The following is a 23,711-nucleotide window of genomic DNA, read 5'->3' on the forward strand; positions in this document are numbered from 1 at the left end:
CCTCGCCGGCAAACGCGATAGTCTCGCCGGACACTCACCGGAAGGACCCCCCCCGATGCCGACGCCCGATTTCACCCTCTACCACGCTCCCATGACCCGCTCGATCCGGGTGCGCTGGACGCTGGAGGAGATGGGCCTGCCCTATCGCCTGGAGACCGTGAAGTTCACCCGCGGCGATGTCGGCGGGGCGGAATACCGCCAGATCAACCCGATGCAGAAGATCCCCGCCTTCAGGGACGGCGACCGGGTGCTGCTGGAGTCCCTGGCGATCGTGCAATACCTCGTGACGAAGTACGGTCCGACCGATCTCGCCGTGAAGCCCGACGAGCCCGGCTATGGCGCGTGGCTGGAATGGCTGCATTTCGGCGAGGCGACCATGTCGATGAGCGTCAACCTCATCCTCGCCCACACCACGCTCCTGCCCGAGGAGCAGCGCAATCCGGGCCTTGCCAAGTGGGCGCGCCACGAGGTCGACAAGCATCTCAACATGATCGCCGAGCGCGGCCTGAAAGGGCACGACTATCTCGCCGCGGACCGCTTCACCGCCGCCGACATCTCGGTGGTCTATATGCTCTATCTCCTGAAGCTGGTGAAGCAGTTCAATGGTGCGCCGGAACCGGTGAGGGCCTATTTCGACCGGGTCGCGGCCCGCGAGGCCTGGCGCAAGGCGAGCGCGGACTGACCCCTACCAGGGCGAGCGTTTTCAAGGTTTGCGACTTTTGGTGGAACAACGCTACAACCCGTGATAACCTCCTGCCGGGCATTCCCCTTGCAAGGAGGTTGTGAAATGGCATTCGATTTCAATCGGCGTTCGCTCATTCTCTCCGGCGCCGCGCTGTCGGCCATGGCGGGCACGAGCTTGCTGGGCGGCTGCGAAAGCCTGCTGCAGAAGATCCAGAACCGGCCGACGCGCCGCGGCACGCAGAGCCTGTCATCCACAGATCCGGTCTGGAGCGTGTACCGCGCGGCAGTCAGCGCGATGCAGGCGCGCCAGGCCGGGGACGCGCGCAACTGGACCGAACAGGCGCGCATCCATCTCGACCACTGCCCGCACGGGAACTGGTTCTTCCTGCCCTGGCACCGGGCCTACCTCTTCTATTTCGAGCAGATCTGCCGCGAACTCAGCGGCGACGACGGCTTCGCCCTGCCCTACTGGAACTGGAACCAGAACCGGTCCATCCCGGCCCCGTTCTGGAGCGGCGTGCTCAACCACCCGCGATCGGTCAATTCCTCGAGCACGCTGCCCGACAGCTGGGTCGGCGACACGGTGCTGAACAACATCCTCGCGCTGACCAACTTCACCCAATTCGCCAGCGGCCCGTCGACGACCCAGCGCGGCTTCTCCTTCTCCGGCTCTCTCGAAGCCACGCCGCACAACAACGTGCATGGCTGGACGGGCGGGGACATGGGAACCTACTGGTCGCCGCTCGACCCGATCTTCTGGCTGCACCACTGCATGATCGACTGCATGTGGTGGCACTGGAACGCGGATCTCGGCAATCCCAACACCAACGACCCGGGATGGAGCAATTTCACCTTCTCCAACAATTTCGTGGACGGGAACGGCAATCCGGTCGACATCCAGGTGATCAGCACCGTGCTCATGCCGCTGCTCTCCTATCGCTACGAGCCCTGCCAGATCGGCGGGGACACGATGCTGGAGATGGCGCGCCGCGACGTGGCCGACGCCCGCCGCCTTCGCGAGTTCCTGGAGGCGGGCGCCGAGGTGCCGACCCGGCTGGACGACAGTGTCGTCCTCGACCGGGGCCTTGTGGCCATGATCGGCGAGCCGGTCCGCAGCGAACTCGTCATCCCCGCCGAGCTCGCACGTCAGGCGCTCGACGGCCGCGCGCCGCATCTCGTCGCCGAGCTGGAGGGCGTGCGCCCGCCGGCCGACGAATCCTTCTTCGTGCGGGTCTTCCTCAACCTGCCCGAGGCGAATGCGCAGACCTCCACCGACAGCCCTCACTATGCGGGCTCGTTCGGCTTCTTCGAGGATCCCGACGCCCATGCCGGCCACGATGCGGGCCGGGCCTTCCGGGTCGATCTCACGCCGGGGCTGCGCAGGCTGTCCCAGGCGGGACGGCTCGGGAACGCGGTCGCCATCCAGCTCGTTGCCGTGCCGATGCCCGGCCGCGAGCCGGTCGCGGCGCCCGCGATGCCGATCCAGGCCGTGCGGGCCGGCCTGCTGCCCGCGGTCCGCACCCGCTTCGACGAGAGGGAGTGAGACGGTGAAGCTCCTCGGCCCCGCCCTCGCCGTGATGCTCCTGGCCGCCTGCGGCGCGCCGGGGCAGGGGGCAGGGCCGGCGGGACCTCCGCCGGCCGAGCCATCCGGCGAGGCGGTGCCGCTCGGTGCGGGGCGCGCGCAGGCCCGGTTCTCGATCGGGCCCGCGGCCGGCATCGACCTCGTGGTGGCGGCCGTGGACAATCCGGATCGGGCCCCGGTCAGCCTGGCCGTGCGATGGCGGCCGGGCCCGCAGGACGCGGCGGTCGACCTGCCCCCGGTCGGGCTCTTCCCGGTCGACCGCGGCGGGCGCTACCGGATCGCCCTGCCGGATGCGGCGTCCCGGCGATCCGGCCGGATCGAGGTCGAGCTGCAGACCCCCTCCCCGGCGGTGCGCCTTCAGGTGAACGTGCAGCCGAACTGAGGTTTCACGTGAAACCTCAGCCTCGCGCCTGCGGGCAGGTGGCGTAGACGCCCCTCGCCGTCTGGGCGGCGCGCAGGGCGCGGGTGGCGGCGGCGACGTCGTCGACGCTGATCACTTCCGCGCCATTGTCGGCCATTTCCAGATAGTTCGCCGTGCCCTGCCGTTCGGCGCGGAAGTCGCCGAAGCTGGTCTCGATGCCGCGCGCGGCGAGCGCCGCGTCGAACTCCGGCTCGCCGTGACCGAGGCCCAGCCAGGCGACGATCCGGGAGAGATCGACACCGGCCTGTTCCAGGGTCGCGAGATCGGAGAGATCGTCGAGCCCGGCGGAGATCATGAGTTCGGGCGCCTCGCCATGCGCCGCGATCGCGTCCTCCAGCGAATAGGTGATCAGCACGGCCCGTCCGGTCGCGTCCGCCGCCTTCAGTCCCGCGATCGCCTCGGCCACCGTCACGTCCTTCAGGTCGACCTGGGCGATGGCGGCGCCCTCGATCGCGGCGAGCGCCTCGGCGAAGGTCGGCGGGGCTTCGTCGAGCACCGTGCCGGTCTCGTCGACCAGGCGCAGGGAACCGAACTCCTCGAGCGTCACCTGCGAGACCGGTCCGCTGCCCGTCGTGGTGCGGTCGACCGTGTCGTCGTGCATCAGGACGAGATGGCCGTCGGCGGTTCGCGCCACGTCCATTTCGACGAAGACCGCGCCGTCGAGGATCGACCGCTCGAAGGTGGAGATCGCATTCTCCGCATGGCCGGGGCGCGGCCCGCCGCGATGGGCCTGGACCAGCGTCGCGCCGGCCTCGCGCGTGCAGTCGAGATAGATCCCGAGCGCGAGCCCATCGAGCCAGTCCCCGGCGATCGCCTCGCGGGCGGTCTCCTCGCGCGCGTCCTCGTAGGTCGAGGCGCGCGGCCCGCAATTGGCGAGCGTGAGGGCGCTGACGAGCCCGAGCGGCAGGAAGGAGAGAAAGCGCAGCGCGTCCTTCATCGGAGCTCGCCGCTCAGCCGAGATGGGACTGGAAGAAGGCGCGGGTGCGCGCATTGGCGTTCTCCGCCGCCTTGGCGTCGAAATGCTCCCCGCCCGGGCGGGCGAAGGCATGGTCGACGCCCTCGTAGCGGTGGAGCGTGACCTGGTCGTGGTCCTTCAGCGCGTCCATCACCGTCTTCTGGGCGTCCTTGTCGACGAAGCGGTCCTCGGCCGCGATGTGCAGCATGAGCGGCTTGGCGATGGTCTTCGCCTCGCCCAGATACTTGTCGATATTGACCCCGTAATAGCCGACCGTCGCATCGCTGCCGGTGCGGCAGGCGGTGAGATAGGCGAGCAGCCCGCCGAGGCAGTAGCCGACCGCGCCGGCCTTGCCCCCGCCCTGGCGGCGTGCGTAGCGAAGCGTCTCGCCGATGTCGTCGACGCCCTTGTCGATGTCGAATTGATTCATGTAATCAAAGGCTTGCTGCCATTCTTCCTCGGTCTTGTCGGTCAGCTGGATGCCCGGCTTGATGCGCCAGAACAGGTCCGGGCAGATCGCGGTGAAGCCCTGGGCCGCATAATGATCGGTGAGATCGCGCATCACCTGGTTGACGCCGAAGATCTCCTGGATCACGACGATGGCCGGCCCCTCCCCGTTCTGATAGGCCATGAACTCGCCGTCCGGGGTCTTGATGGTGACCTGTTCTCCCGTCGCCATGATCGGTCTCCTTCGCTCTGGCTCGCGCGCTTGCGCGGTTTGATATAAAGCGTGATCAGGGGGAGGCGAAACCGGTTCACCGGTCAGCTTCCCCGTGACCATAACAAACCTGAAGCAGGATCGCTTCGATCCGAAGTGTTCCTGCTTTAGGGTGCTAACGGACCGGCGGCCCATTCGTGCCGCGCGGCGCCTTCGAAAACTCACCGCCAGCCAAGACGAGGCGATCATGAAGGTCAATATCGAGATCGACTGCAGCCCCGAGGAAGCCCGGGCCTTCATGGGTCTGCCCGACGTGTCCGCGTTCAACCAGCAGATGGTCGAGGAGATGAGCGCGCGCATGCGCGAGAACATCAAGCAGATGGAGCCGGAGACCTTCATGCGCTCGATGATGAGCTTCGGCGGCGAGTGGCAGCGCCAGTTCATGGACATGATGCAGAAGGCGTCGGGCTCGAAGAGCTGAGATGACCGACACGATCTTCGCCCTGGCGAGCGCGCCCGGCCGCGCGGGGGTCGCCGTGCTGCGCGTGTCCGGACCGCGCGCCGCCGCGATCCTGGGCTCCCTCGCCGGCGGATTGCCCGAACCCCGGCGGGCCGCCCTGCGCGCCCTTCGGGGGGCGGATGGCGGGGTGATCGATCGCGGCCTCGTGCTCTGGTTTCCGGGGCCAGCGAGCTTCACCGGCGAGGACTGCGCCGAGTTCCACGTCCATGGCGGTCCGGCGGTGATCGCGGCCATGGCCGACGCCCTGTCCGTCGCGGGCGCGCGTCCGGCCGAGGCGGGGGAATTCACGCGGCGCGCCTTCGAGCACGGCAAGCTCGACCTCACCGAGGCCGAGGGCCTCGCCGATCTCGTCGATGCCGAGACCGAGGGTCAGCGCGCCCAGGCGCTCGCCCAGCTCGACGGGGCGCTGAAGAGCCTCTACGAGGGCTGGCGCGAGGAGCTGATCGCCATCCTCGCGGCGGTGGAGGGGGAGATCGACTTTCCCGACGAGGCCGACGTGCCCGAGGCGCTGTCGCACACCGCCGCCGCGCCGCTGGAGTCCCTCATTGCCGCGCTGGAGGATCACCTGGCCGACGACCGCCGCGGCGAGCGCGTGCGCGAGGGCTTCGTCATTGCCCTGATCGGGCCGCCGAATGCGGGCAAGTCCTCGCTCCTCAATGCGCTCGCGCGGCGCGAGGCGGCGATCGTCACCGAGATTCCCGGCACGACGCGCGACATCGTCGAGGTGCGCCAGGTGCGGGCGGGCTTCCCCGTCATCCTCGCCGACACGGCGGGCCTGCGCGAGGCGGCCGACATCGTCGAGGCCGAGGGGGTGCGCCGGGCGCTGGCGCGGGCGCAGGATGCGGACCTGCGTCTCGGCGTGCTCGATGTTTCACGTGAAACATCCCATGAGCGCGCGGCCCTGCTCGCCCGGCTGCGGCCCGGCGACGCCCTGGTCCTCAACAAGACCGATCTCGCCGCCCCGCCGCAGATCGACGTGCCCGAGGGTGTGCGCGTCATCGCCCTGTCGGTGAAGGCGGCGGAAGGCCTCGACGCGCTCGAGGCCTTTCTCGACGAGACCGTGCTCGACCGGCTCGGCCGCCGCGAGGCGCCCGCCCTGTCCCGGGCCCGCCATCGCCGCGCCGTCGAGGAGGCGCTCGCGGCCCTGGAGCGGGCCCGCGAGCAGCTCGGCCGTCACCCGGAACTCGCCGGTGCCGATCTCCATCTCGCCGTGCGGGCGCTGGAGAGCCTCACCGGCCGCATCGATGTCGAGGACGTGCTCGACCGGGTGTTCAGCCAGTTCTGCATCGGCAAGTGAGCGTCCCTTCTGGCGGGCGGAATGTTTCACGTGAAACATCGCCGCCCTCACCCCGCCATCTCGACTTTTCGCCCCCGATCGCCTATCTGCACCTCGACACGGAAATTGCGGGCCGGAGCCCGCGCGAGCCGTCGAACGGAACTCCATGACCCTCGATCCTCACATCGCCTCGGGCCAGGCCTGGGACGTCATCATCATCGGCGGCGGCCATGCGGGCTGCGAGGCGGCCAGCGCGGCGGCCCGGATCGGGGCGCGCACGCTCCTGCTCACCCACAAGTTCGCGACGATCGGCGAGATGAGCTGCAATCCCGCGATCGGCGGGCTCGGCAAGGGCCATCTCGTGCGCGAGGTCGACGCGCTGGACGGGGTGATGGGCCGGATCGCGGACGCCTCGGGCATCCAGTTCCGCCTGCTGAACCGCTCCAAGGGCCCGGCGGTGCGCGGGCCCCGGACCCAGTCCGACCGCAGGCTCTATCGCGAGGCGATGCAGGCCGAGATGCTTGCCACGCCGAATCTCGCGATCTGCGAGGCGGGCGTGGAGGATCTCCTCGTCGAGGACGGGCGCTGCGCCGGCGCGATCGATGCCGAGGGCCGGGCCTATCGCGCCGGAGCGGTCGTGCTGACCACGGGCACCTTCCTGCGCGGCGTGATCCATCGCGGCAAGGAGCGCATCCCGGCCGGGCGTCATGGCGAGGCGCCGGCGAACGGGCTCGGCGAGCGGCTCTATGCCATGGGCCTGCAGATGGGCCGGCTGAAGACCGGAACCCCGGCGCGGCTCGACAGGGCCTCGATCGACTGGGCGAGTCTCGAAATGCAGGCCGCCGACGACGAGCCGGTGCCCTTCTCCTTCCTCAACGACGCGATCACCGTGCCGCAGATCGCGTGCGGCATCACGCGCACGACCGAGGCGACGCACAGGATCATCGCCGACAATCTCGACCAGTCGGCGGTCTATGGCGGCGCGATCTCCGGGCGCGGGCCGCGCTACTGCCCCTCGATCGAGGACAAGGTGGTGCGCTTCGCCGACCGGACGAGCCACCAGGTCTTCCTGGAGCCGGAGGGGCTGGATGACGACACGGTCTATCCCAACGGGATCTCCACCTCCCTGCCGGCGCAGGTCCAGGACGCCTTCCTGAGGACGCTGCCGGGGCTCGAGAAGGCGAAGGTGAAGCGCTACGGCTATGCGATCGAGTACGACTATGTCGATCCGCGCGAGCTGTCGGCCTCCCTGCAGGTGAGGAAGCTTCCGGGCCTCTATCTCGCCGGGCAGATCAACGGCACGACCGGCTATGAGGAAGCCGCGGCGCAGGGCCTAATGGCCGGCTTCAACGCCGCGCTCGCCGTGTCGGGCGCCGCGCCCTTCATCCTCGATCGGTCGCAGGCCTATATCGGCGTGCTGATCGACGATCTCGTCACGCGCGGTGTGACCGAGCCCTACCGCATGTTCACCTCGCGCGCCGAGTACCGGCTGACGCTGCGCGCCGACAATGCCGACCAGCGCCTGACCGAGCGCGCGATCGCGCTCGGCGCTGCGAGTGTTTCACGTGAAACATCCTGGCGCGCGAAGGCCGCGGAGCTGGAGCGGGCGCGGGTGAAGGCGCTCGAGCTCTCCCTGACGCCGAACGAGGCGAAGAAGCACGGCCTGTCGGTGAACCAGGACGGGCGCCGGCGCAACGTGCTCGAACTGCTCTCCCATCCGGGCGTCGAGTGGGCCGATATCGTGCGCGTCTGGCCGGAGCTGAACGCGCTGTCGAAGCCGGTGGCCGAGCAGATCCGGATCGACTCGGTCTATCACGGCTATCTCGACCGGCAGGAGGCCGACATCCTCGCCTTCCGCCGCGACGAGGGCGTGCGCATCCCGGCCGATTTCGACTATGCGGGAGTCGGCGGGCTGTCCAACGAGGTGCGCGAGAAGCTGCGTGCCGCCGCCCCGGCGACGTTGGGCCAGGCCGGGCGCGTCGAGGGCGTGACGCCGGGCGCGCTCACCGCCCTGCTCGCGCACCTGAAGCGCGCCGACAAGCGCAAGGTCTCCTGAACCGATGGCGGACCCGGTGATGGACGCGGCCGGCTTCCAGGCCCGCACGGGTGTTTCACGTGAAACACTTCGGCGCTACGAGACCTGGCGGCGCCTGCTGGAGGAGCGCAATGCGGTGATGAACCTCGTCGGGCGCTCGACCCTGCCCGATTTCTGGTTCCGCCATGCGCTGGATTCCTGGCAGGTCGCCACCCACGCGCCGGACGCGCGCCGTTGGCTCGATCTCGGCGCCGGGGCAGGCTTTCCCGGCTTCGCCATCGCCTTCTCGCTCATGGAGCGGGGCGTCGAGGGCGAGGTGACGCTTGTGGAATCGATCCAGAAGAAGGCCGACTTCCTCACCGAGGTCGCCGAGGCGACGGGCGCGCCGGTGCGTGTCCTTCCTGTACGTGCCGAGAGCCTCGATCCGCACACGCGCTACGATGTGGTAACCGCGCGCGCGCTTACATCGCTGACGAAGCTCCTCGCCTATGCCAAACCCTTTGTGGATAACGGCGCGATTTGCCTGTTTCCGAAGGGTCAGCGCTATCGCGAGGAATTGACCGAGGCGCGCAAAAGCTGGACCTTCGACCATGAGGTCATACCCAGTGTGACCTCTCCCGACGCCGCCATCCTTCGTATCGAGGACGTGTCCCGTGTCTGATCTGAAAAACGCCCCGCCCAAGGTCATCGCCATCGCCAACCAGAAGGGCGGGGTCGGCAAGACGACGACGGCGATCAATCTCGCGACCGCGCTCGCCGCCATCGGCAAGCAGGTCGTGGTGCTCGATCTCGACCCCCAGGGCAACGCCTCCACCGGGCTCGGCGTCGGGCGCTCGGCGCGCAAGGCGACCTCCTACGACGTGCTGGTCGCCGAGCGGGCGATGGAGGATGCGCTGATCGACACCGCCGTGCCGGGCCTGTCCATCATCCCGTCCGACGTCGACCTCTCCGGCGCGGAGCTGGAGCTGTCCAACGCGCCGCGCCGGTCCTACCGGCTGCGCCACGCCATCGAGCGCTTCCGCCGGGCGCTGGCCGCGCGGAGCGCCCAGTGCGATTACGTCCTCATCGACTGCCCGCCCTCGCTCAATCTCCTGACCGTCAACGCGATGACGGCGGCGGATTCGGTGCTGGTGCCGCTGCAGTGCGAGTTTTTCGCGCTCGAGGGCCTGTCCCAGCTCATGCGAACCATCGAGCTGGTGCGCGGCAATCTCAACAAGGATCTGAAGATTCAAGGCGTTGTGCTGACGATGTACGACAAGCGCAACAATCTCTCCGGCCAGGTCGCGGCCGATGTGCGCGAGCATTTCGGCGACAAGGTCTATGCCACGATGATTCCGCGCAATGTGCGCGTCTCCGAGGCGCCCTCCTTCGGCAAGCCGGTCCTGCTCTACGACATGAGCTGCTCGGGCGCGCAGGCCTATATCAGCCTCGCCAAGGAAGTCGTGCGCCAGGAGCGCAGCGCGGCCGAGGCGGTGTCGGCATGAGCGCGGAGAAGGAAACCCGCACGCGCGGCCTCGGCCGCGGGCTCTCGGCCCTGTTCGACGAGGGCGAGGAGGCCGATGCGATCCGCGGGGAGTCCGCCGCGCAGAAGCCGGCCGACGCGGCGGGCGTGCGCGAGATCCCGATCGAGCTCATCGAGCCCAATCCCGACCAGCCGCGCAAGCGCTTCACCGAGGCCGACCTCGCCGAGCTTGCCGAATCGGTCGCGGAAAAGGGCCTGCTCCAGCCGCTTCTCGTGCGCCCGCTTCCCGGCGATGGCGACCGCTACCAGATCGTTGCCGGGGAGCGGCGCTGGCGCGCGGCGCAGCGCGCGCGGCTGCACCAGGTTCCCGTCATCGTGCGCGAGTTCACCGACCGCGAGACGCTCGAGATCGCGATCGTGGAGAACGTGCAGCGCGCGGACCTCAACGCCGTCGAGGAGGCGCGCGCCTTCAAGCAGCTGATCGAGAATTTCGGTCATACCCAGGACGAGGTCGCGCGCGCCGTCGGCAAGTCGCGCGCCCACATCGCCAACACGCTGCGCCTGCTCGCCCTGCCGCGGCCCGTGCTCGACCGGCTCGAGGCCGGCGAGATCACGCCGGGTCACGCCCGGGCCATCGCCTCGGCCACCGATCCGGCCGCGCTCGCCGAGCGCATCGTCCGGGAGGGCCTGTCGGTGCGCGCCGCCGAATCGCTCGCCCGCCAGTCCGGCGCGCCGACGCGTCCCGGCTCCGGTCCGAAGGCGAAGGGCGGCGAGAAGGACCCGGACACCCGCGCGCTCGAAGCCGACCTGTCCGACCGGCTCGGGCTCGAGGTGGATCTGCGCCATGCCGGGGAAGCCGGCGAGCTCCGCATCCGCTATTCGAGCCTCGAACAGCTCGACGATCTCTGCCGGAGGCTGAGCCAGGCCGGCAAGTAGCGCGCCGGCCGGATTTCCCGCCAGGGTAGCGGCTCTCAGAGCGCGCAAAATTCTGCCGGCCGGGGCTGGGGACGTTTTGGCGCGCATTAGCGTCCCTTCGGAGACACGGTCTCCTAACCCGTTCTTTCCATTATGCTTTTTTGAGCTCTTACTTTCGCTCTCCCGCCGCAAGGCGGGATCCGGGGGGGCCGTGGCGGGCCTCGGGGCGGGCGGCCGGTCCGCGAGGCGGATCGAGGGTCGTTCGTGGCGTCGATCGCTCCGTTGCAGCGATCCTTGCCGCCTCCCGCAGGCGGGGCGGGGAAAACAGCGGCGGCGCCCGCGGCGAGCCTACCGTCGCGCCGACTGCGCGCCTCTCGCGATGCGGATCAGGAGTTCGCCGACGATCGCCTCGACCGGGGCGCCCGAACGCTTGACGGCGCGCTCGGCGTCGAAGGCGAGCTTGCGGGCATGGTCGAGCCGGCGTCCGGTCCACAGGCGCGATTGCTGGCGGAACAGGTCGGCGGGCGGACCGAAGCGCGGCACGCCGGCGCGGGCAAGCGCGCCGGGATCGCCGCCGGCACTGGCTGCGACGTCGATCTGGTCGATCTTTCTCTGCAGCGCGCGCAGCACGCCGACCGGGGACAGACCCGCCGACAGCGCGCGCGCATAGCCGCGGTCGGCGGACACCGGATCGCCGAGCAGGGCCGGATCGACGACCTGGTCGAGCGCGGCCTCCCCGCCGGCGGCGCACACCTCGGCGATGTCTTCCCGCGTGATCACGCCCGGCTCGCCGCCGCGCTGCTGCGCCGTGCCGTGATAGAGGATCAGCTTCTCGATCTCGGCGCGGGCGAGCTGGCGATTTCCCTCGATGAGCGGGGCGAACAGGGCGCGCGCCTCGGGGGCGAGGGTGAGATTCTCCTCGCCGAGCAGCTGGTCGGCGAATGCCAGGATGTCCCCGCCGCTTTCCGCATAGCAGGCGATCGCGGCCGCGCGCTTTCCCTCCTCGGCCAGCTTTCGCAGCCTGGAGCCCTTCTTCAGATCGCCCGCCTCGATCACGAGGCGCGCCTCGGCGGGCGCCGCCCCGGCCTCGAAATCCTTCAGCCAGGCTGCGGCCGCGGGCGAATCGCCCGACAGGCGCAGGCGCACCAGGCGTCCCCCGCCGGTCAGGGACAGGGCCGACATCGCGTCGGCGAGCCCGGCCGGGTCGGACTTGATATCCTCCTCCGACAGCCGGCTCACGGCGAAGGGGTCGTCGGGATCGGGTACGAGACTGCGCGCCAGCGTCTCGCCGCGCTCGCGCACCAGCCCGCCCTCCGGCCCGAACAGGAGGAAGACCTGGATCGCGCCGGGCGGCGATTGCAGCGTGCGATCGATGTCGCGGGGCTTAACTTTCACCGCCGTAGCCGGCTTCGATCCGGCGCAGCACCAGGGCGATGTCGCGGGAGATCTGCCGGGCGAGGGCGTCGGCGCCCTGCTGCTCGGCCGAACGGCGCGCGGAGATCAGGGCGTAGGCCTCGGTCGGCGCATCGAAATAGACGAGCTCGCTCGCCGCGCCCTCGTGCACCGTCTCCTCGCCGTGCAGGAGGCGGTACTGCGCCCCGACGGTCAGGCCGAACCGGCGCGCGCGCGCATCGGCGGACACGCCGAGCGCGCGTTCGGTGGAGCTGGCCGCGATCACGAGACGATAGGCGCTGCGCCCGGCGCCGAACTCTTCCTCGAGCGCATCCTCGATCAGATAGCCGAGCCGGTCCGGCCCGGCCTCGATCTCGACGCCGGCGAGATGGCGGTAGTCCGGGCTCGCATAGAGCGGCTGGAAACCGCAGGCGGCGAGCGCGGGCAGGACGAGCAGGGCGAGGGCTGCGATGGTGAACCGCGCCGCGCCGGACCGCTTGAGCGTCATGACACCCTCCCTGCCGTGCAGCGGCGTCCTCAATCGCCGATCGTGGCGATGCGAAGCTGGCGCGCGCGCGTCAGGATCGCGTTCTCGATCTGGATGCGGGTGGCCGGGTCCACCGTGGAATCGGCCCAGCGATCGTCCTGGCGAACCTGCTTGAACAGCTGCACCGACAGGGCGTCGGCCCGCAGGCGGCTGTCGAGGATGTAGACCGTCGCCTTGAAGCGCTCGTCGGGTTGCTCGGGATTGGCGTACCAGTCGGTGATGATCACGCCGCCGAACGGGTCGACCTCGGACAGCGGCATGAAGGAGAGCGTGTCCAGCGTGGCGCGCCACAGGAAGCTGTTGACGCCGATGCCGACCTCGGCTTCGGCCGGAGCGCCGCGGCCGCCGGTGAAGGGCAGCCGATCGAGCAGGCCGCGATCGGAGTTGGCCTCTTCGGTGTCCGAGCGCGTGTTGCAGCCGGCCAGAAGGGCAGCGAGAACCAGTCCGGTGGTGGCGGCGATCATCGGGCGAACGCGCATCAAGTCAGCCTCCTTGGGGGAGAGGGAGCGGCCGGTAGATTCCGGCGCGCCCGCGTGTGGATCGGTCAATCTTGACTGCCTCTATACCATGGCTCGCGCACATGGCCAGAGCGTCGCGCGCACGCCCTGCCCGCGAGGCGGCGTGACCAATATGCCACATTCCCGCCACATGATCGGCGCGCTTCCACGCGGGCGCTTGCATCGCGCCGCGAGTGTGTGTCTGTTTATCCCGCGTCCGGGGGGACGGGGCCGATCGGTGAGGCCGCGAACCATGACAATCGCGCGCGATGCAGTCGCTGTGATTGCCGCCGACGCGAGGTTCGCGGCCGCACCGGCGCTTTGTCTCCGATCCACGCCTTTCCCGAGAGCATGATGAGCCGTTTCAGCGCGACGGTCTTCGCCGCGTCCGTCCTGACGCAGCCCGCACCGGCCAATGCGCTCGAGATCACGGCCTCGCTCAAGGCCGACGCCGTCGTGCGTCTCGGCACCGAGACGGACCGCTCGCAGGCTGTCCTCGCCGACGTGAGCCTGGGGCTGGAGGCCGAGCACATCACGCAGGACGGGTGGCGCCTGGGTGCCGTGGCGAGCCTGCGCGCGCAGCACGACAGCGCGCGGCGCGGCTTCGCGCGCCAGGCCGGCGATTGTCCGCCTGCCCTCGCCGATTGTCCGTCTACGCACGGTCGGGGCCTTTCCGGCGCGCTGACCGGGCTTCACGCCGTTGGCGGCCTCGACGCCGACACCGGCCGGGGCGAGGTCGAGGCGGCCTATCTCTTCGTCAGGGCGCCCCGTTTCGAGCTGCGGCTCGGGCGCGGTCCGGGCGCGGCGGCGATCGAGGCCGAGCCCCTGCCGGGCGCGTTCCGGCTGATGCGCGCCGATGCGGGCCTCGTCGACCCGGAGGGCTTCGCGCTGGCGAGCACCGCGAACACGCTCTCGACGAACAGCGCCAAGATCGTGGTGCAGAGCCGTCGCCTCCTCGGATTTCGCGCCTCCGCCTCCTACACGCCGCAGGCGCAGTCGTGCGGCGTCGATGTCTGCCGGCCCGAGACCGGCGCGGCCGGACCGGTCTTCGCCGAGGTGGAGAACGTCCTCGAGGGTGCGCTGTCCTTCGATCATCGCTTCCGCTCGAGCGGCCAGCGCTGGACCGCCTCGCTCGCCGCGAGCGCCGGCGAGGCGGGCGGCCCGTTCGCGGCCGGCTTCGAGGATCCCTGGGCGGCGAGCGCGCGGGTGATCTGGAGCCGCGGCGCGCTCTCCGCCGGGCTCGGCGCGCTCGTCAGCAATGACGGGGTGGAAGACGGCGATTACCGCGCGCTCTCCGCCTCGCTCGCCTGGGAGCGCGGGCCCTGGCTCACCGCGCTCGAGTGGGCGGGCGCAGACAGTGATCTCGTCCACGCGCAGGGCTGGACGCTGCAGCTCGGCAGCTCGCGCCTGTTCGAGAACGGTGCCGTTGCCGGCGTCGGGCTGCGCCATGGCGAGGAGACCGTCCCGGCGGTGCACGGCGTGCAGCGGGCCTCGGATACGCGCTCGGCGAGCACGCTCTTCGTCGAGGCGGGGTTGCGTTTTTGACACGGTGGATTTTGATTCGCGGTAATCGAAACCAAATCGGTCTTTCGTCGTTCAACCCGGTACGCTATCTAATCAGATCGAATTGCCGGAGTTGGAACATGGTTTCCGGGGCTGCGAAACTTCTGGCCGGTGCGTGCGCCGCAGCGCTGCTGACGGCGCCGTTGGCGTTCGCGCAATCGAGCGAGCCGGAGGCGGAGCTGTTCGTTCTGCGCGGGGTGCCGGCCGCGAGCGCGCAGGCGCTCGAAGGCGCGGTCGAGATCCAGTCCCTCGGACTGGACGAGCCCGCCGAGTCCGCGTCCGGCGAAGCCGGGTCGGGCGGCGAGTCCGCAAGCTCCGCCCTCGCGCCCATGGAGCCGGCCGCCGGTTCCTCCCTGCCCTGGTATGAGCGCTTCACCGTCTCGACCCCGTCCGAATACCATTCGGCCTGGGGCGAGGAGGCGACCGAGTTCAGCTTCACCGCCGGCGAGCGCTGGGGCTTCACGCTCGGCATCGCCGAGCAGGAGCACGGCCCCCAGCAGTTCGAGCTTGAGGATGTCCGGGCGGGCGCCTTCTACGAGCTCAGCAGCCGCTTCCGCGTGGGCACGAACCTGCGCTTCTCCTCCCCGACCGCGGACGTGTTCGGTCAGGAGGGCGAGGACAGCGTGCCCGAGCTGAAATTCGAATCCGCTTTCCGCTTCTAGGGTTCGAGCGGTTGCGCGGATACGGCGCAAACTCCTGAAAAGATACGGTTATCAAGCCCGCCGAGCGTGCGGGAATTGACTCCGCCGAGCGCATAGACCGGCACCCGGGCGCCGCGCGCGATTCGCCCGGCGCGCACCGCGCCAAGGGGCGGGCCGGCGCTGGGGCTCGCGCTCTGGAAGACCGGGGACAGGAAGACCGCCGCGATGCCTGTCCCGGGGGCGCTCGCCGCGACATGGTCGTGTGCGCTCGCCGTCATCAGCCAGTCCGGGCGCCGCCGCGCCCAGGCCCGGGCGCGATGGGCGCACGCTTGCGGCCAGTGCACGCCCTGCGCCTTCACCGAGCGGGCGAGTTCGCCATCGTTTGCGACGAGGAAGACGAGTCCGCGCGAGCGGCACAGCCGCGCCAGCGGTCCGGCCAGCGCGATCTGGTCCTCGCGTCCGAAGTGGCGCAGCACCAGGCCGGCCCCGCCGGGAAGGACCCGGGCGAGCGCGAGCGGATCGGGCGTGCGCTCCGGATCGGTCAGCGCGAAGAAGGCCGGCAGGCCGGCGCGCGGCGTGAACCGGCGGCCGGCCGCTCTTGCCAGCGCCGCCACGTCGTCATAGGTCCCTTGCGATGACACAGGTCCTGCCTCCCCACGAAGCGCGCGAGCTCATCCTCTCGCGGATCGCCGCCGCCGCCAAGTCCGCCGGCCGCGATCCCGGCGAGGTGACGCTGGTCGCGGTGTCCAAGAAGCAGCCCGAGGCGCGCATCGAGGCGGCGCTGGCGGCCGGCCAGCGCGTGTTCGGCGAGAACCGGGTGCAGGAGGCCGAGGCGCGCTGGGCGCAGCGGCGCGCGGCCCATGACGATCTCGAGCTGCGCCTGGTCGGCCCGCTGCAGACCAACAAGGCGGACGCCGCCGTCGCGCTGTTCGACGTGATCGAGACGCTCGACCGCGAGAAGCTGGCGAAAGCGCTCGTCAAGGCGATGGAGAAGACCGGCAGGAGCCCGCGCCTCTACGTCCAGGTCAATACCGGCGAGGAAGACCAGAAGGCGGGCGTCGCGCCGGCCGAGACGGCCGGCTTCGTCGAGCGCATGCGGCGCGACTACGGTCTCGCGATCGAGGGACTGATGTGCATCCCCCCGGTGGAGGAGCCCGCGAGCCTGCATTTCGCCCTGCTCGCCAGGCTCGCACGCGAGGCGGGGGTGGAGAAGCTCTCCATGGGCATGAGTGCGGACTACGAGACCGCCGTGAGGCTCGGCGCCACGTCCGTGCGCGTCGGCTCGGCGCTGTTCGGGCCCCGCGAGAGCGCCTAGCGCCGGCCCCGGCGGGTATCCTCGAACGGGTCGTCGTCGAGCACGAAGAGGCGCGGGTCGAGGCGCACGTCGCGCGCATGGTCGGTGAGCTTGACCTCGGTGAAGCCGCCGAAGGCATCGACCGCGATCCAGCCCGCGAGGCGGATCTCGCTCGCCGGCGCCTGCGGATCGGGATCGGAAAAGATCAGCGTCACCCGACCCTCGCTCTCCCCTTCCGGGTCGACGAGGGTGAGGTAGAGACTGTCCTCCACCCGGACGACCTCCTCCACCGCCGCGGAGCCTTCCGGGTCGAGATCGGGTTCCAGGAGCCACTTGAACGGGGTCTGGCCGATCGGGGCGCGGTCCACCGTCTCCAGGTCGAAGTCGGCGATCGCGACCGTGCTGCCGTCTGCGACGAGCAGGACCGGAGTGGGATCGTCATAGTCGAACCGCACCCGGCCGGGCCGGTCGAGCGCAAGCGCGCCGGTCGTCACCGACCCGTCGGCCGCGATCTGCTCGAAGCGGGCCGATAGCGTGTCGAGCGTCTCGAAATAGCGCGAGATACGCGCGAGTTCCTCGCCGGGAGGGCGCTGCGACTCGCGTTCGAGCAGCAGCGGCGTGTCGCCGGCCGGCACGGGCCCGGCCTCGACGGCTTCGGGCTCGGGCAGCGGCTCGGCGGCGGGCTCGCCCGCCTCCTGGACGAGGGCGGCATGGGCGGTCCCGGCCGAAGCCGGAACGGGGCCGAATGAAGCGGTCGCGCCCGGGACGAGCGCGATCGCGGTGGAGAGGAGAAAGGTCAATCCGGTCATGGGCCTTCATGTAGCGATCGATTGCGGCGCGAGAAAGGCCCCGGCGTTCATCCTGCCGACAGCTCGCGCGGGTGGGAGAACCGCCCCCGGCGCCCTATCTTGAGCGCCATGGAACGCCGCGTCACATACGAAACCTGGCCGGCCGAGGAGATCGGCACCGGGCTCGGCGCGCCGCCCGGTGCGCCCGGCGAGCTGCTGTTCGACGCGCATATCCGGCCCCACCGCTCCCTGCCCAATCCGGGCTTCTACGCCCTGATGATCGCGCTCGCCGTGCTCAGCTTCATCGCCGGGATCGCCTTCGTCCTGGCGGGCGCCTGGCCGGTCGTGGGATTCTTCGGGCTCGAGGTCCTGCTCGTCTGGCTGTGCTTCAAATTGTCCTACCGCGACGGGCGGCGGCTCGAGATCGTGCGCGTCACGGCGCAGGACATCCATGTCGCCCGGCGCGGGCCGACCGGTCAGGAGACGCGCTTCCGCCTGCCCGCCGCCTGGACGCGCGTCGAGATCGAGGGTGCGGGCGAGCCCGACGTGCAGGCGCGCCTGACCTCGCAAGGCAAGAGCCTGATCATCGGTGCGATGCTGTCGCCCGCCGAGCGCGAAAGCCTCGCGGCGGCGGTGCGCGAGGCGCTCGACAAGGCCCGGCGCGCCCGCGGTCCGCTGGCGCAAGAATCGGGTGGCGCCCCGGCCTGACCGGGCCCATTCTCGTGTCATGGCTATCACCGATCTCGACCCCACCCCCCTCGACGAGCGCGCCCGCGACTATCCCCGCGTGGTCGCCGCGCTCGACTATCTCTCGCGCCACTGGAGCGAGCAGCCCGATCTCGACGAGGTCGCGGCCGCCGCCGGGCTTTCCCCCTTCCACTTCCAGCGGGTGTTCACGCGCTGGACGGGGACGAGCCCCAAGCGCATGGTTTCCGCGCTCACCCACGCCACGGCGCGCCAGCTCCTGGTGGAGGGCGCGAGCGTGCTCGACGCGGCGCTCGAGACCGGCCTGTCGGGGCCCTCCCGGCTGCACGACGTGTTCATCGCCGAGGAGGCGGTCACGCCCGGCGAGGCCAAGCGCGGCGGTGCCGGGCTCGTCTTCACGGCCGGCGTCGCCCCCTCGCCCTTCGGCAGCGCGGTCGTCCTGATCGCGCCCAAGGGCCTGTCCGGCCTCGCCTTCGCCGATCCCGGAGAGGAGGAGGCCGCCCTCGCCGATCTCGCCGCCCGCTTCCCCGACGCCGGCACGAGACGCGACGACCGCACGGCGCGCGAATGGGTGGAGCGCATCTTCGCGCGCGGGCCCGGGCGCGATGCCCTGCCGCTCGCCCTCTACGGCACGCCCTGGCGACGCCAGGTGTGGCGCGCCCTGCTCGCGATTCCTCCGGGCAAGACGGTGAGCTACCGCACCATCGCCGAGGAGGTGTGCACCGCGAAGGCCTCGCGCGCCGTCGGGGCGGCGGTCGGGGCGAACCCGGTCAGCTGGCTCATCCCCTGCCACCGGGTCCTGTCGAGCGACGGCCGGCTCACCGGCTATCACTGGGGGCTGAAGCGCAAGTGCGCGATGCTCGCCTACGAGGCCGCGATGGATTAGGTACGAGGTCATGATGATCTCGCCCTATGTCTACCTGACCGCAGCGCTCGCCCTCCTGGTTTCGGCGGCGCTGCTCGTGCGCTGGTATGTCGCCCGGCGCAGCCTGCACGCCGATGCGCGCGCCGAGTATGCCGACCGCACCCGCACCAAGCCGGCAACGGTGAAGGGCCTGAACGAAAACCAGTTCGTGGCCGTCTATGTCTCCAGCCACCAGCCGCGCTGGGCGCTCTATGCCGCCGGCGCATTGGCGACCGCGGTGGTGCTGAGCCCGCTGGTGCTGCTGCTCGTCGTCGCGCTCTACGAGCTATTCTGGCAGGCGGCCGGGGCGCCGGAATGGGCCGGGGCGGGCGGCTATGTCTTCATGTTCGCCCTGTTCTTCGGCACGGTCTTCCTGTGGGCGCTGATCGGGGGCGCGTTCGCCCACGCCTATCACCGGCGCAGTTCCGAGCCCTTCTCCCATGCGCTCGCCCGCGCCCGGGGGGAGCCGCTGCCCGAAGACGCCGAATTCCGGCGCCGGCCGGCCTGGGCGCGCCGCGTCCGGCCCGACCCGGTCGATGAGGAGAAGAGCTGATGGAATATCTCCACACCATGGTGCGCGTGAGCGATCTCGAGGCCTCACTCGCCTTCTATTGCGAGGGGCTGGGCCTCGTCGAGGTCCAGCGCAAGGACAGCGAGAAGGGCCGCTTCACCCTGGTCTTCCTGGCGAGCCGCGACGATCTCGCCCGCTCCGGGCTGACCGGGGCGGAGCGCCCGCTCCCCTCCGGCCTGCCCATGCTGGAGCTGACCTACAACTGGGACCCGGAAACCTATTCCGGCGGGCGCAATTTCGGCCACATCGCCTACCGGGTGAAGGACATCTACGCGCTGTGCGCCCACCTTCAGTCGATGGGCGTGACGATAAACCGGCCGCCGCGCGACGGACACATGGCCTTCGTCAGATCGCCCGACGGCATCTCCATCGAACTCCTGCAGGCCGGCGAGCCGCTCGAGCCCGCCGAGCCCTGGGCGAGCATGGAGAATACCGGCACATGGTAGCCGGGCGGCCACAAGGGATTTGACATCGGTTAATGTTCCGCTTATGTTCTCATTATCGAGAACGGAGCGGAGCCATGACCTACAAGGCTTCACATCTCAGCGGCGGCTATGGCCGCAATGCCGGCAAGCGCTGGCGGCCCGGCGAACTCGCCGAGCTGCGCGCGCTGGTCAATCGCGGCGCCCCCGTGCGCAAGATTTCCCTGAAGCTCGGCCGTCCCGTCAGCGCGATCCGCTCCAAGGCGAGCGCGCTCGGCCTCTCGGTGGCGGCCGACGAGGACCAGGCGCCGCCCCGCCCGGCGCCGCCGCGACCGCACACATTCTCCCGCCCGCACCCGGCCCCGTCCTGCCCGCGCCAGCTCGAACTGTTCGGCTAGGCGGCCGCGTGCGGGCCGTCCGGATATCGACCGCGAAGACCCTGCCCAGCCGCTCGCGCCGGATCGACTGAGCCAGGCGGGAGGCGATCTGCGGCCCTCACGGGAGGACGGGCTCTGTGCGGAGTACCGCGTCGGTCGAAAGCCACTGATCCCAGAACGGAGCACACGGTCTCAAATTCTCCGGACCGGCGAGGAAGACGCCCTGGAGATGACGCGCATAGGCGGCGGCCCAGCGGCGAACGAACGCCCCGCGGCTTTCGCCGGGACCGGGATGGGGTAGCGGGCCCGATTTCACCTCGATGGACTCTCCCTTCCAGTAGGCCTGCACCCAGAGTGTGGGCACCCGGTAGGAAAAGGCGGCCCGCGGGGCGAGGGATGAAAGTTCGACGCGTCCCCCGAGGATCTCGACCTCGACGCCTCGCTCGCCTTGGGCCAGATCGGTTACCAGGCCGAGAATGCCGCCAGATCTGAGGACGCCCGCCATCTCGCGCAGTGCCGGAACGGGATTGTTCCGGATCGCGATCTGGAAGTCCGCGTCGGCGTCCTGGAGCGGGAGCTGAGGATTGCCGAACGTGCGGAAGGGCAGACCGGTCTTCTGCATCGCTCGCGTGGCGGCCGGAAACGGGCCGAAATGAGAGCCGACCAGAATCAGACCCCGATCCCCGCCAGGGGCGCTCCGCAGGGTCTCGGACAGGTCGGAGCTCTCGATCAGCCGATCGATTTCCTCGGCCCGCCCGGGGCGGCCGTACCACCAGAGGCGAAGGATCTCGGTTGCGCGCTCTCCCCACACCGCGCGGCGGCGCCATTCGGAGAAATCCCGATCGGGCTGCGGAAAGCGCTGATGCAGGAGCCTCGTCGTTTCCTCCCAGGCCGGGCTGCAGCGCGCGTCGGTATCGATGGCCCCGAGCGCTCCGGCGAGTGTGTCGGCCGCAATGGAGAGTTCGCAGAAGATTTTCGCGGCCTCGGCCGCTTCGCGTAACCGGCCCCGGTCCCGCTCCAGCTCGTAGAGCCGATAATGGTAAGGCGCATGAGACCTCTCGCCCTCGATGCACGTGCGGCACAGATCCGCCGCTTCCGACAGCGCGCCGGCCCGGGCAAGAACGTTTATTCTGGCTTTCATGACCGCGCGCGTCTGTTGCGTGGTGCAGCTTGTCGTCTTGACCCGGCTCAAGACCGCCTCGGCCCGGTCGTGCCGGCCGGTTTCGGACAGACATTGCGCGAGGAGAAGCTCGGCTGCCAGACGAGGCGTTTCCGTCTCGAGCGCCTTGCCGAGGTGGTGGATGGCCCGATCCCAGTCGCGCGCCCGGGCGAGGATACGCGCGTACTCGAAATGCGCCTCGGCGCTGTCGGGGAAGCGCCGCACGGCCTCCTCGGCGTAGTGCGCGGCACTGGCGCCCCGCTTCAACCTGAAGGCCGAAGAGGCAGCTTTCAGAAGCACCGCAGGCTCACTGGCGCCATCCATCGCGCGTTCGAGAGTGGCGAGCGCCTCGTCCCCGAGGCCCCTGGACAGACAGGCCTCCGCGAGTTCGACGCGAAGCCGCGCATCGGCCGGATGGGCTGCGCATGCCGCGCGCAGGTGATCAACGGCCTCGTCGAGGCGGCCTTGCGCGACGAGGGCGCGCGTAAAATAGACATGCGCGTCCGGATGGGCTGCGTACGACCCGGCGATACCGGACAGGACAACCAGAACCTCGTCGAACTCGCCCGCCACCAAGGCGGCGCGAGCCTGCCTGAGAACTGACGGCGAGACGCGCTCGGTGCGTTCCATGTGTTTGCCTGTCTCCACCCCGGTCTCGACAGTGTCGCCGTCGTGGGAATGTTGTAAAGTGAGGCGGCGCAACGTGGCGCAGCGAGGACTCCCGATTTGCGCTTGCATCTGATCGCACCGCTGTCCAACGCCCACGTGGATTATGTCCGCCTTCCCGCGGGGGATGGGTCAGGGCGTCACTTTGCCCGGGTCGCGGCCGCTTCGATCGCGACGGTGGCGGCATTTGCACCCGAAGATTTCGAAGTCACCTTGTGCGACGAAACCATCGAGCCGGTCGATCTCGACGTCGATGCCGATGTGATCGGCTTGACGGCGAACGTGTCCCAGGCGATGCGCGCACTGGAACTCGCCGCGGCTTTCAGGGCGCGCGGCAAGACCGTGCTGATGGGCGGGCCTCACGTGTCGCTCGCGCCCGAACTCTTCGAACAGGCGGCCGATTGCCTGGTCGTCGGCGAGATGGAAGAGATCGCGGCAGAGATCTTCGCCGATATCCGTGCGGGAACCTTGAAGAGACGCTATCTCGGCACGCGCGCCGACCTGCGCGCCTCGCCGGCGCCCCGCTGGGATCTCTATCCCAATTCGCTTGCGCTCAGCGGTGTGGTCCAGACGAGCCGTGGCTGCCCTTTCGAATGCCATTTCTGCGATGTCATCCAGTACCTGGGACGGATCCAGCGCCACAAGGACGATGCCCAGGTCCTCGCCGAGATCCAGGCACTGTACGATCACGGCTACAATTTCATCAGCCTCGCCGACGACAACTTCACCGTCTACCGTCGCCGGGCGAGTTCACTGCTGGCGGCCATGGCCGGATGGAACGGCGCTGCGGGCCGCGAGCACGTCCTGTTCGCGACCCAGATGTCGATCGACATCGCGCGCGACGAGTCCCTCCTCGCCCAGTGCAACGAGGCGGGTCTGCTGAATGCCTTCATCGGTATAGAGACCAATAGCGAGCAGGGGCTCGTCGAGAGCCGGAAGCGGCAGAATCTCCGCGTCGACCTCGCCGCTCAATGCCGCAAGATCGTGAGCCACGGCATCCGGATCGAGGCCGGGCTGATGGTGGGTTTCGACAGCGACGACCTGAGCGCCTTCGAACGTCAGTTCGAATTCGCGATGTCTCTACCGGTCTGCGCGTTCAACCTCTCCGTCCTGGTCGCGCCGGTTGCGACTCCCCTGCACGAGTCGATGCGGGCGGCCGGACGGCTGGTTTCCGACGAAGTCCTCGCCCAGTTTCCCAGCGCCAACCTGATCACGAACTTCGAGCCCGCCCAGATGAGCCGCGACGAGTTGTATGTCGGCGCCAAGTGGCTGCTGAACAGGCTGATGCGACCCGATTATCTGAAGGTTCGCCTCGAGGCCATGGCGCGCTTGCTTGCACCGCCGCCCTGGGCGGTGCGCCCCGGTGCCCGGCGCCGCCCGCCGCAGCCGGCTGCTGCACGTGCGGCAGCGGCGCTCATGCGCGACATGGCACGGGGCGACAGCGAAGTGAGAGCTCTCATATCGAGTGCGATGGAGCTGATGCGTCGGCGCCCGGACATCAGGGACGGAATAGCCGACGCGCTGACGCATTATCTGATGTCCCTGCGCGGCATGCAGCAGAATGGAGTCTACGACCCTGTCTGGGCGGGACTGGCGAGACCGCCCTTCGGAGCAGAGACGCTCGATGCGCGTGCACGCGATTTGGCACCCAGAGATCTTTCAGCCGCGATCTGATGG

General features: G+C 69.8%; 26 protein-coding genes. 18 read left to right on the forward strand and 8 right to left on the reverse strand.

Annotation, left to right across the window (positions count from 1 at the left end):
• Positions 1-55 precede the first annotated feature (55 nt).
• The 3 genes from JW792_RS12325 (at position 56) to JW792_RS12335 (ending at position 2,648) form a co-directional block, all read left to right on the forward strand.
• Complete coding sequence (locus JW792_RS12325; RefSeq protein ID WP_135995554.1) at positions 56-682, forward strand: glutathione S-transferase family protein; 627 nt, start codon at positions 56-58, stop codon at positions 680-682.
• Positions 683-787: 105 nt separating this feature from the next.
• Positions 788-2,227: a tyrosinase family protein gene (locus tag JW792_RS12330; protein ID WP_135995553.1), complete on the forward strand. Its 1,440-nt coding sequence runs from the start codon at positions 788-790 to the stop codon at positions 2,225-2,227.
• A gap of 4 nt (positions 2,228-2,231) precedes the next feature.
• A complete protein-coding gene (locus JW792_RS12335; RefSeq protein ID WP_135995552.1) occupies positions 2,232-2,648 on the forward strand; it encodes a hypothetical protein in 417 nt (138 codons plus the stop codon).
• Positions 2,649-2,664: 16 nt separating this feature from the next.
• On the opposite strand, the gene JW792_RS12340 is transcribed toward JW792_RS12335, so the two are convergent.
• Together JW792_RS12340 and JW792_RS12345 are read right to left on the reverse strand one after the other, a co-directional pair.
• Entirely contained in the window at positions 2,665-3,624 is a 960-nt protein-coding gene (locus JW792_RS12340; protein ID WP_158291577.1) for a glycerophosphodiester phosphodiesterase family protein, read from the reverse strand.
• A 13-nt stretch (positions 3,625-3,637) separates the two neighbouring features.
• The gene (locus JW792_RS12345) at positions 3,638-4,321 is read right to left on the reverse strand and encodes a dienelactone hydrolase family protein (protein WP_135995550.1); all 684 of its coding nucleotides are present in this window, start codon (positions 4,319-4,321) and stop codon (positions 3,638-3,640) included.
• A 226-nt stretch (positions 4,322-4,547) separates the two neighbouring features.
• Between JW792_RS12345 and JW792_RS12350 the strand changes: the two genes are divergently transcribed.
• The 6 genes from JW792_RS12350 to JW792_RS12375 all read left to right on the forward strand — a co-directional run bounded on the left by JW792_RS12350 (position 4,548) and on the right by JW792_RS12375 (position 10,529).
• The gene (locus tag JW792_RS12350) at positions 4,548-4,781 is read left to right on the forward strand and encodes a DUF6489 family protein (protein WP_135995549.1); all 234 of its coding nucleotides are present in this window, start codon (positions 4,548-4,550) and stop codon (positions 4,779-4,781) included.
• A 1-nt stretch (position 4,782) separates the two neighbouring features.
• Positions 4,783-6,117 (forward strand): tRNA uridine-5-carboxymethylaminomethyl(34) synthesis GTPase MnmE, encoded by a 1,335-nt coding sequence (mnmE, locus tag JW792_RS12355; protein ID WP_135995548.1) that lies wholly within the window; start codon positions 4,783-4,785, stop codon positions 6,115-6,117.
• 145 nt (positions 6,118-6,262) lie between these two features.
• The gene (gene mnmG, locus JW792_RS12360) at positions 6,263-8,152 is read left to right on the forward strand and encodes a tRNA uridine-5-carboxymethylaminomethyl(34) synthesis enzyme MnmG (RefSeq protein WP_135995547.1); all 1,890 of its coding nucleotides are present in this window, start codon (positions 6,263-6,265) and stop codon (positions 8,150-8,152) included.
• A 19-nt stretch (positions 8,153-8,171) separates the two neighbouring features.
• Positions 8,172-8,792, forward strand: a complete 621-nt coding sequence (gene rsmG, locus JW792_RS12365; RefSeq protein WP_135995546.1) for a 16S rRNA (guanine(527)-N(7))-methyltransferase RsmG — start codon at positions 8,172-8,174, stop codon at positions 8,790-8,792.
• 1 nt (position 8,793) lies between these two features.
• Positions 8,794-9,615: a ParA family protein gene (locus JW792_RS12370; protein WP_135995913.1), complete on the forward strand. Its 822-nt coding sequence runs from the start codon at positions 8,794-8,796 to the stop codon at positions 9,613-9,615.
• Complete coding sequence (locus JW792_RS12375; protein ID WP_135995545.1) at positions 9,612-10,529, forward strand: ParB/RepB/Spo0J family partition protein; 918 nt, start codon at positions 9,612-9,614, stop codon at positions 10,527-10,529. Before JW792_RS12370 ends, JW792_RS12375 begins: the two co-directional genes overlap by 4 nt.
• A gap of 327 nt (positions 10,530-10,856) precedes the next feature.
• Here the strand turns inward: JW792_RS12375 and holA are convergent, their stop codons facing one another.
• From holA to JW792_RS12390, 3 genes are read right to left on the reverse strand one after another with little or no spacing between them, the layout of a single operon-like run.
• Positions 10,857-11,903 (reverse strand): DNA polymerase III subunit delta, encoded by a 1,047-nt coding sequence (gene holA / locus JW792_RS12380; protein WP_135995544.1) that lies wholly within the window; start codon positions 11,901-11,903, stop codon positions 10,857-10,859.
• Positions 11,893-12,408, reverse strand: a complete 516-nt coding sequence (gene lptE / locus JW792_RS12385) for an LPS assembly lipoprotein LptE (RefSeq protein ID WP_135995543.1) — start codon at positions 12,406-12,408, stop codon at positions 11,893-11,895. The genes holA and lptE overlap by 11 nt, the downstream gene beginning before the upstream one ends.
• A gap of 29 nt (positions 12,409-12,437) precedes the next feature.
• Positions 12,438-12,926: a DUF3576 domain-containing protein gene (locus tag JW792_RS12390; RefSeq protein ID WP_241094965.1), complete on the reverse strand. Its 489-nt coding sequence runs from the start codon at positions 12,924-12,926 to the stop codon at positions 12,438-12,440.
• Between the two features lie 372 nt (positions 12,927-13,298).
• On the opposite strand from JW792_RS12390, the gene JW792_RS12395 reads away from it, so the two are divergent.
• Together JW792_RS12395 and JW792_RS12400 are read left to right on the forward strand one after the other, a co-directional pair.
• On the forward strand, positions 13,299-14,489 hold the full coding sequence (locus JW792_RS12395) for a porin (RefSeq protein ID WP_158291576.1): 1,191 nt from the start codon (positions 13,299-13,301) through the stop codon (positions 14,487-14,489).
• A gap of 98 nt (positions 14,490-14,587) precedes the next feature.
• Positions 14,588-15,169: an NtrZ family periplasmic regulatory protein gene (locus JW792_RS12400; RefSeq protein ID WP_158291575.1), complete on the forward strand. Its 582-nt coding sequence runs from the start codon at positions 14,588-14,590 to the stop codon at positions 15,167-15,169.
• Here JW792_RS12400 and JW792_RS12405 read toward each other — a convergent pair.
• Positions 15,166-15,789, reverse strand: coding sequence for a thiamine phosphate synthase (locus JW792_RS12405; RefSeq protein WP_135995540.1), 624 nt, complete (start codon positions 15,787-15,789; stop codon positions 15,166-15,168). The genes JW792_RS12400 and JW792_RS12405 overlap by 4 nt on opposite strands.
• Between JW792_RS12405 and JW792_RS12410 the strand changes: the two genes are divergently transcribed.
• Entirely contained in the window at positions 15,783-16,463 is a 681-nt protein-coding gene (locus JW792_RS12410) for a YggS family pyridoxal phosphate-dependent enzyme (RefSeq protein WP_135995539.1), read from the forward strand. The genes JW792_RS12405 and JW792_RS12410 overlap by 7 nt on opposite strands.
• On the opposite strand, the gene JW792_RS12415 is transcribed toward JW792_RS12410, so the two are convergent.
• On the reverse strand, positions 16,460-17,251 hold the full coding sequence (locus JW792_RS12415; RefSeq protein WP_135995538.1) for a LolA family protein: 792 nt from the start codon (positions 17,249-17,251) through the stop codon (positions 16,460-16,462). The genes JW792_RS12410 and JW792_RS12415 overlap by 4 nt on opposite strands.
• 108 nt (positions 17,252-17,359) lie before the next feature.
• Here JW792_RS12415 and JW792_RS12420 point away from each other — a divergent pair, with 108 nt between their 5' ends.
• The 5 genes from JW792_RS12420 to JW792_RS12440 all read left to right on the forward strand — a co-directional run bounded on the left by JW792_RS12420 (position 17,360) and on the right by JW792_RS12440 (position 20,230).
• Positions 17,360-17,938 (forward strand): DUF2244 domain-containing protein, encoded by a 579-nt coding sequence (locus JW792_RS12420; protein ID WP_135995910.1) that lies wholly within the window; start codon positions 17,360-17,362, stop codon positions 17,936-17,938.
• Positions 17,939-17,957: 19 nt separating this feature from the next.
• A complete protein-coding gene (locus JW792_RS12425; RefSeq protein ID WP_135995537.1) occupies positions 17,958-18,821 on the forward strand; it encodes a methylated-DNA--[protein]-cysteine S-methyltransferase in 864 nt (287 codons plus the stop codon).
• A 10-nt stretch (positions 18,822-18,831) separates the two neighbouring features.
• Positions 18,832-19,392 carry a hypothetical protein gene (locus JW792_RS12430; protein WP_135995536.1) on the forward strand — a complete coding sequence of 187 codons (561 nt, stop codon included), beginning with the start codon at positions 18,832-18,834 and terminating at the stop codon, positions 19,390-19,392.
• A complete protein-coding gene (locus JW792_RS12435; protein ID WP_135995535.1) occupies positions 19,392-19,856 on the forward strand; it encodes a VOC family protein in 465 nt (154 codons plus the stop codon). The genes JW792_RS12430 and JW792_RS12435 overlap by 1 nt, the downstream gene beginning before the upstream one ends.
• Positions 19,857-19,930: 74 nt before the next feature.
• Entirely contained in the window at positions 19,931-20,230 is a 300-nt protein-coding gene (locus JW792_RS12440; protein ID WP_135995534.1) for a hypothetical protein, read from the forward strand.
• A gap of 97 nt (positions 20,231-20,327) precedes the next feature.
• On the opposite strand, the gene JW792_RS12445 is transcribed toward JW792_RS12440, so the two are convergent.
• Complete coding sequence (locus JW792_RS12445) at positions 20,328-21,998, reverse strand: tetratricopeptide repeat protein (RefSeq protein ID WP_158291574.1); 1,671 nt, start codon at positions 21,996-21,998, stop codon at positions 20,328-20,330.
• A 102-nt stretch (positions 21,999-22,100) separates the two neighbouring features.
• On the opposite strand from JW792_RS12445, the gene JW792_RS12450 reads away from it, so the two are divergent.
• Complete coding sequence (locus JW792_RS12450) at positions 22,101-23,708, forward strand: B12-binding domain-containing radical SAM protein (protein ID WP_158291573.1); 1,608 nt, start codon at positions 22,101-22,103, stop codon at positions 23,706-23,708.
• Positions 23,709-23,711 lie beyond the last annotated feature (3 nt).

Origin of the sequence: Marinicauda algicola (genome assembly GCF_017161425.1) — a bacterium.
Classification (GTDB): Bacteria; Pseudomonadota; Alphaproteobacteria; order Caulobacterales; family Maricaulaceae; genus Marinicauda; species Marinicauda algicola.

What these genes read in the sequence shown, in the direction of transcription:
- rsmG (WP_135995546.1), top strand. Translation starts at nt 8,172, where the DNA reads ATGGACGCGGCCGGCTTCCAGGCCCGCACGGGTGTTTCACGTGAAACA.
- JW792_RS12325 (WP_135995554.1), top strand. Translation starts at nt 56, where the DNA reads ATGCCGACGCCCGATTTCACCCTCTACCACGCTCCCATGACCCGCTCG.
- JW792_RS12445 (WP_158291574.1), bottom strand. Translation starts at nt 21,998, where the DNA reads ATGGAACGCACCGAGCGCGTCTCGCCGTCAGTTCTCAGGCAGGCTCGC.
- JW792_RS12420 (WP_135995910.1), top strand. Translation starts at nt 17,360, where the DNA reads ATGGAACGCCGCGTCACATACGAAACCTGGCCGGCCGAGGAGATCGGC.
- JW792_RS12375 (WP_135995545.1), top strand. Translation starts at nt 9,612, where the DNA reads ATGAGCGCGGAGAAGGAAACCCGCACGCGCGGCCTCGGCCGCGGGCTC.
- JW792_RS12350 (WP_135995549.1), top strand. Translation starts at nt 4,548, where the DNA reads ATGAAGGTCAATATCGAGATCGACTGCAGCCCCGAGGAAGCCCGGGCC.
- JW792_RS12440 (WP_135995534.1), top strand. Translation starts at nt 19,931, where the DNA reads ATGACCTACAAGGCTTCACATCTCAGCGGCGGCTATGGCCGCAATGCC.
- JW792_RS12400 (WP_158291575.1), top strand. Translation starts at nt 14,588, where the DNA reads ATGGTTTCCGGGGCTGCGAAACTTCTGGCCGGTGCGTGCGCCGCAGCG.
- JW792_RS12425 (WP_135995537.1), top strand. Translation starts at nt 17,958, where the DNA reads ATGGCTATCACCGATCTCGACCCCACCCCCCTCGACGAGCGCGCCCGC.
- lptE (WP_135995543.1), bottom strand. Translation starts at nt 12,408, where the DNA reads ATGACGCTCAAGCGGTCCGGCGCGGCGCGGTTCACCATCGCAGCCCTC.
- JW792_RS12345 (WP_135995550.1), bottom strand. Translation starts at nt 4,321, where the DNA reads ATGGCGACGGGAGAACAGGTCACCATCAAGACCCCGGACGGCGAGTTC.
- JW792_RS12330 (WP_135995553.1), top strand. Translation starts at nt 788, where the DNA reads ATGGCATTCGATTTCAATCGGCGTTCGCTCATTCTCTCCGGCGCCGCG.
- JW792_RS12395 (WP_158291576.1), top strand. Translation starts at nt 13,299, where the DNA reads ATGAGCCGTTTCAGCGCGACGGTCTTCGCCGCGTCCGTCCTGACGCAG.
- mnmG (WP_135995547.1), top strand. Translation starts at nt 6,263, where the DNA reads ATGACCCTCGATCCTCACATCGCCTCGGGCCAGGCCTGGGACGTCATC.
- mnmE (WP_135995548.1), top strand. Translation starts at nt 4,783, where the DNA reads ATGACCGACACGATCTTCGCCCTGGCGAGCGCGCCCGGCCGCGCGGGG.
- JW792_RS12410 (WP_135995539.1), top strand. Translation starts at nt 15,783, where the DNA reads ATGACACAGGTCCTGCCTCCCCACGAAGCGCGCGAGCTCATCCTCTCG.
- JW792_RS12430 (WP_135995536.1), top strand. Translation starts at nt 18,832, where the DNA reads ATGATGATCTCGCCCTATGTCTACCTGACCGCAGCGCTCGCCCTCCTG.
- JW792_RS12390 (WP_241094965.1), bottom strand. Translation starts at nt 12,926, where the DNA reads ATGCGCGTTCGCCCGATGATCGCCGCCACCACCGGACTGGTTCTCGCT.
- JW792_RS12435 (WP_135995535.1), top strand. Translation starts at nt 19,392, where the DNA reads ATGGAATATCTCCACACCATGGTGCGCGTGAGCGATCTCGAGGCCTCA.
- JW792_RS12340 (WP_158291577.1), bottom strand. Translation starts at nt 3,624, where the DNA reads ATGAAGGACGCGCTGCGCTTTCTCTCCTTCCTGCCGCTCGGGCTCGTC.
- JW792_RS12415 (WP_135995538.1), bottom strand. Translation starts at nt 17,251, where the DNA reads ATGACCGGATTGACCTTTCTCCTCTCCACCGCGATCGCGCTCGTCCCG.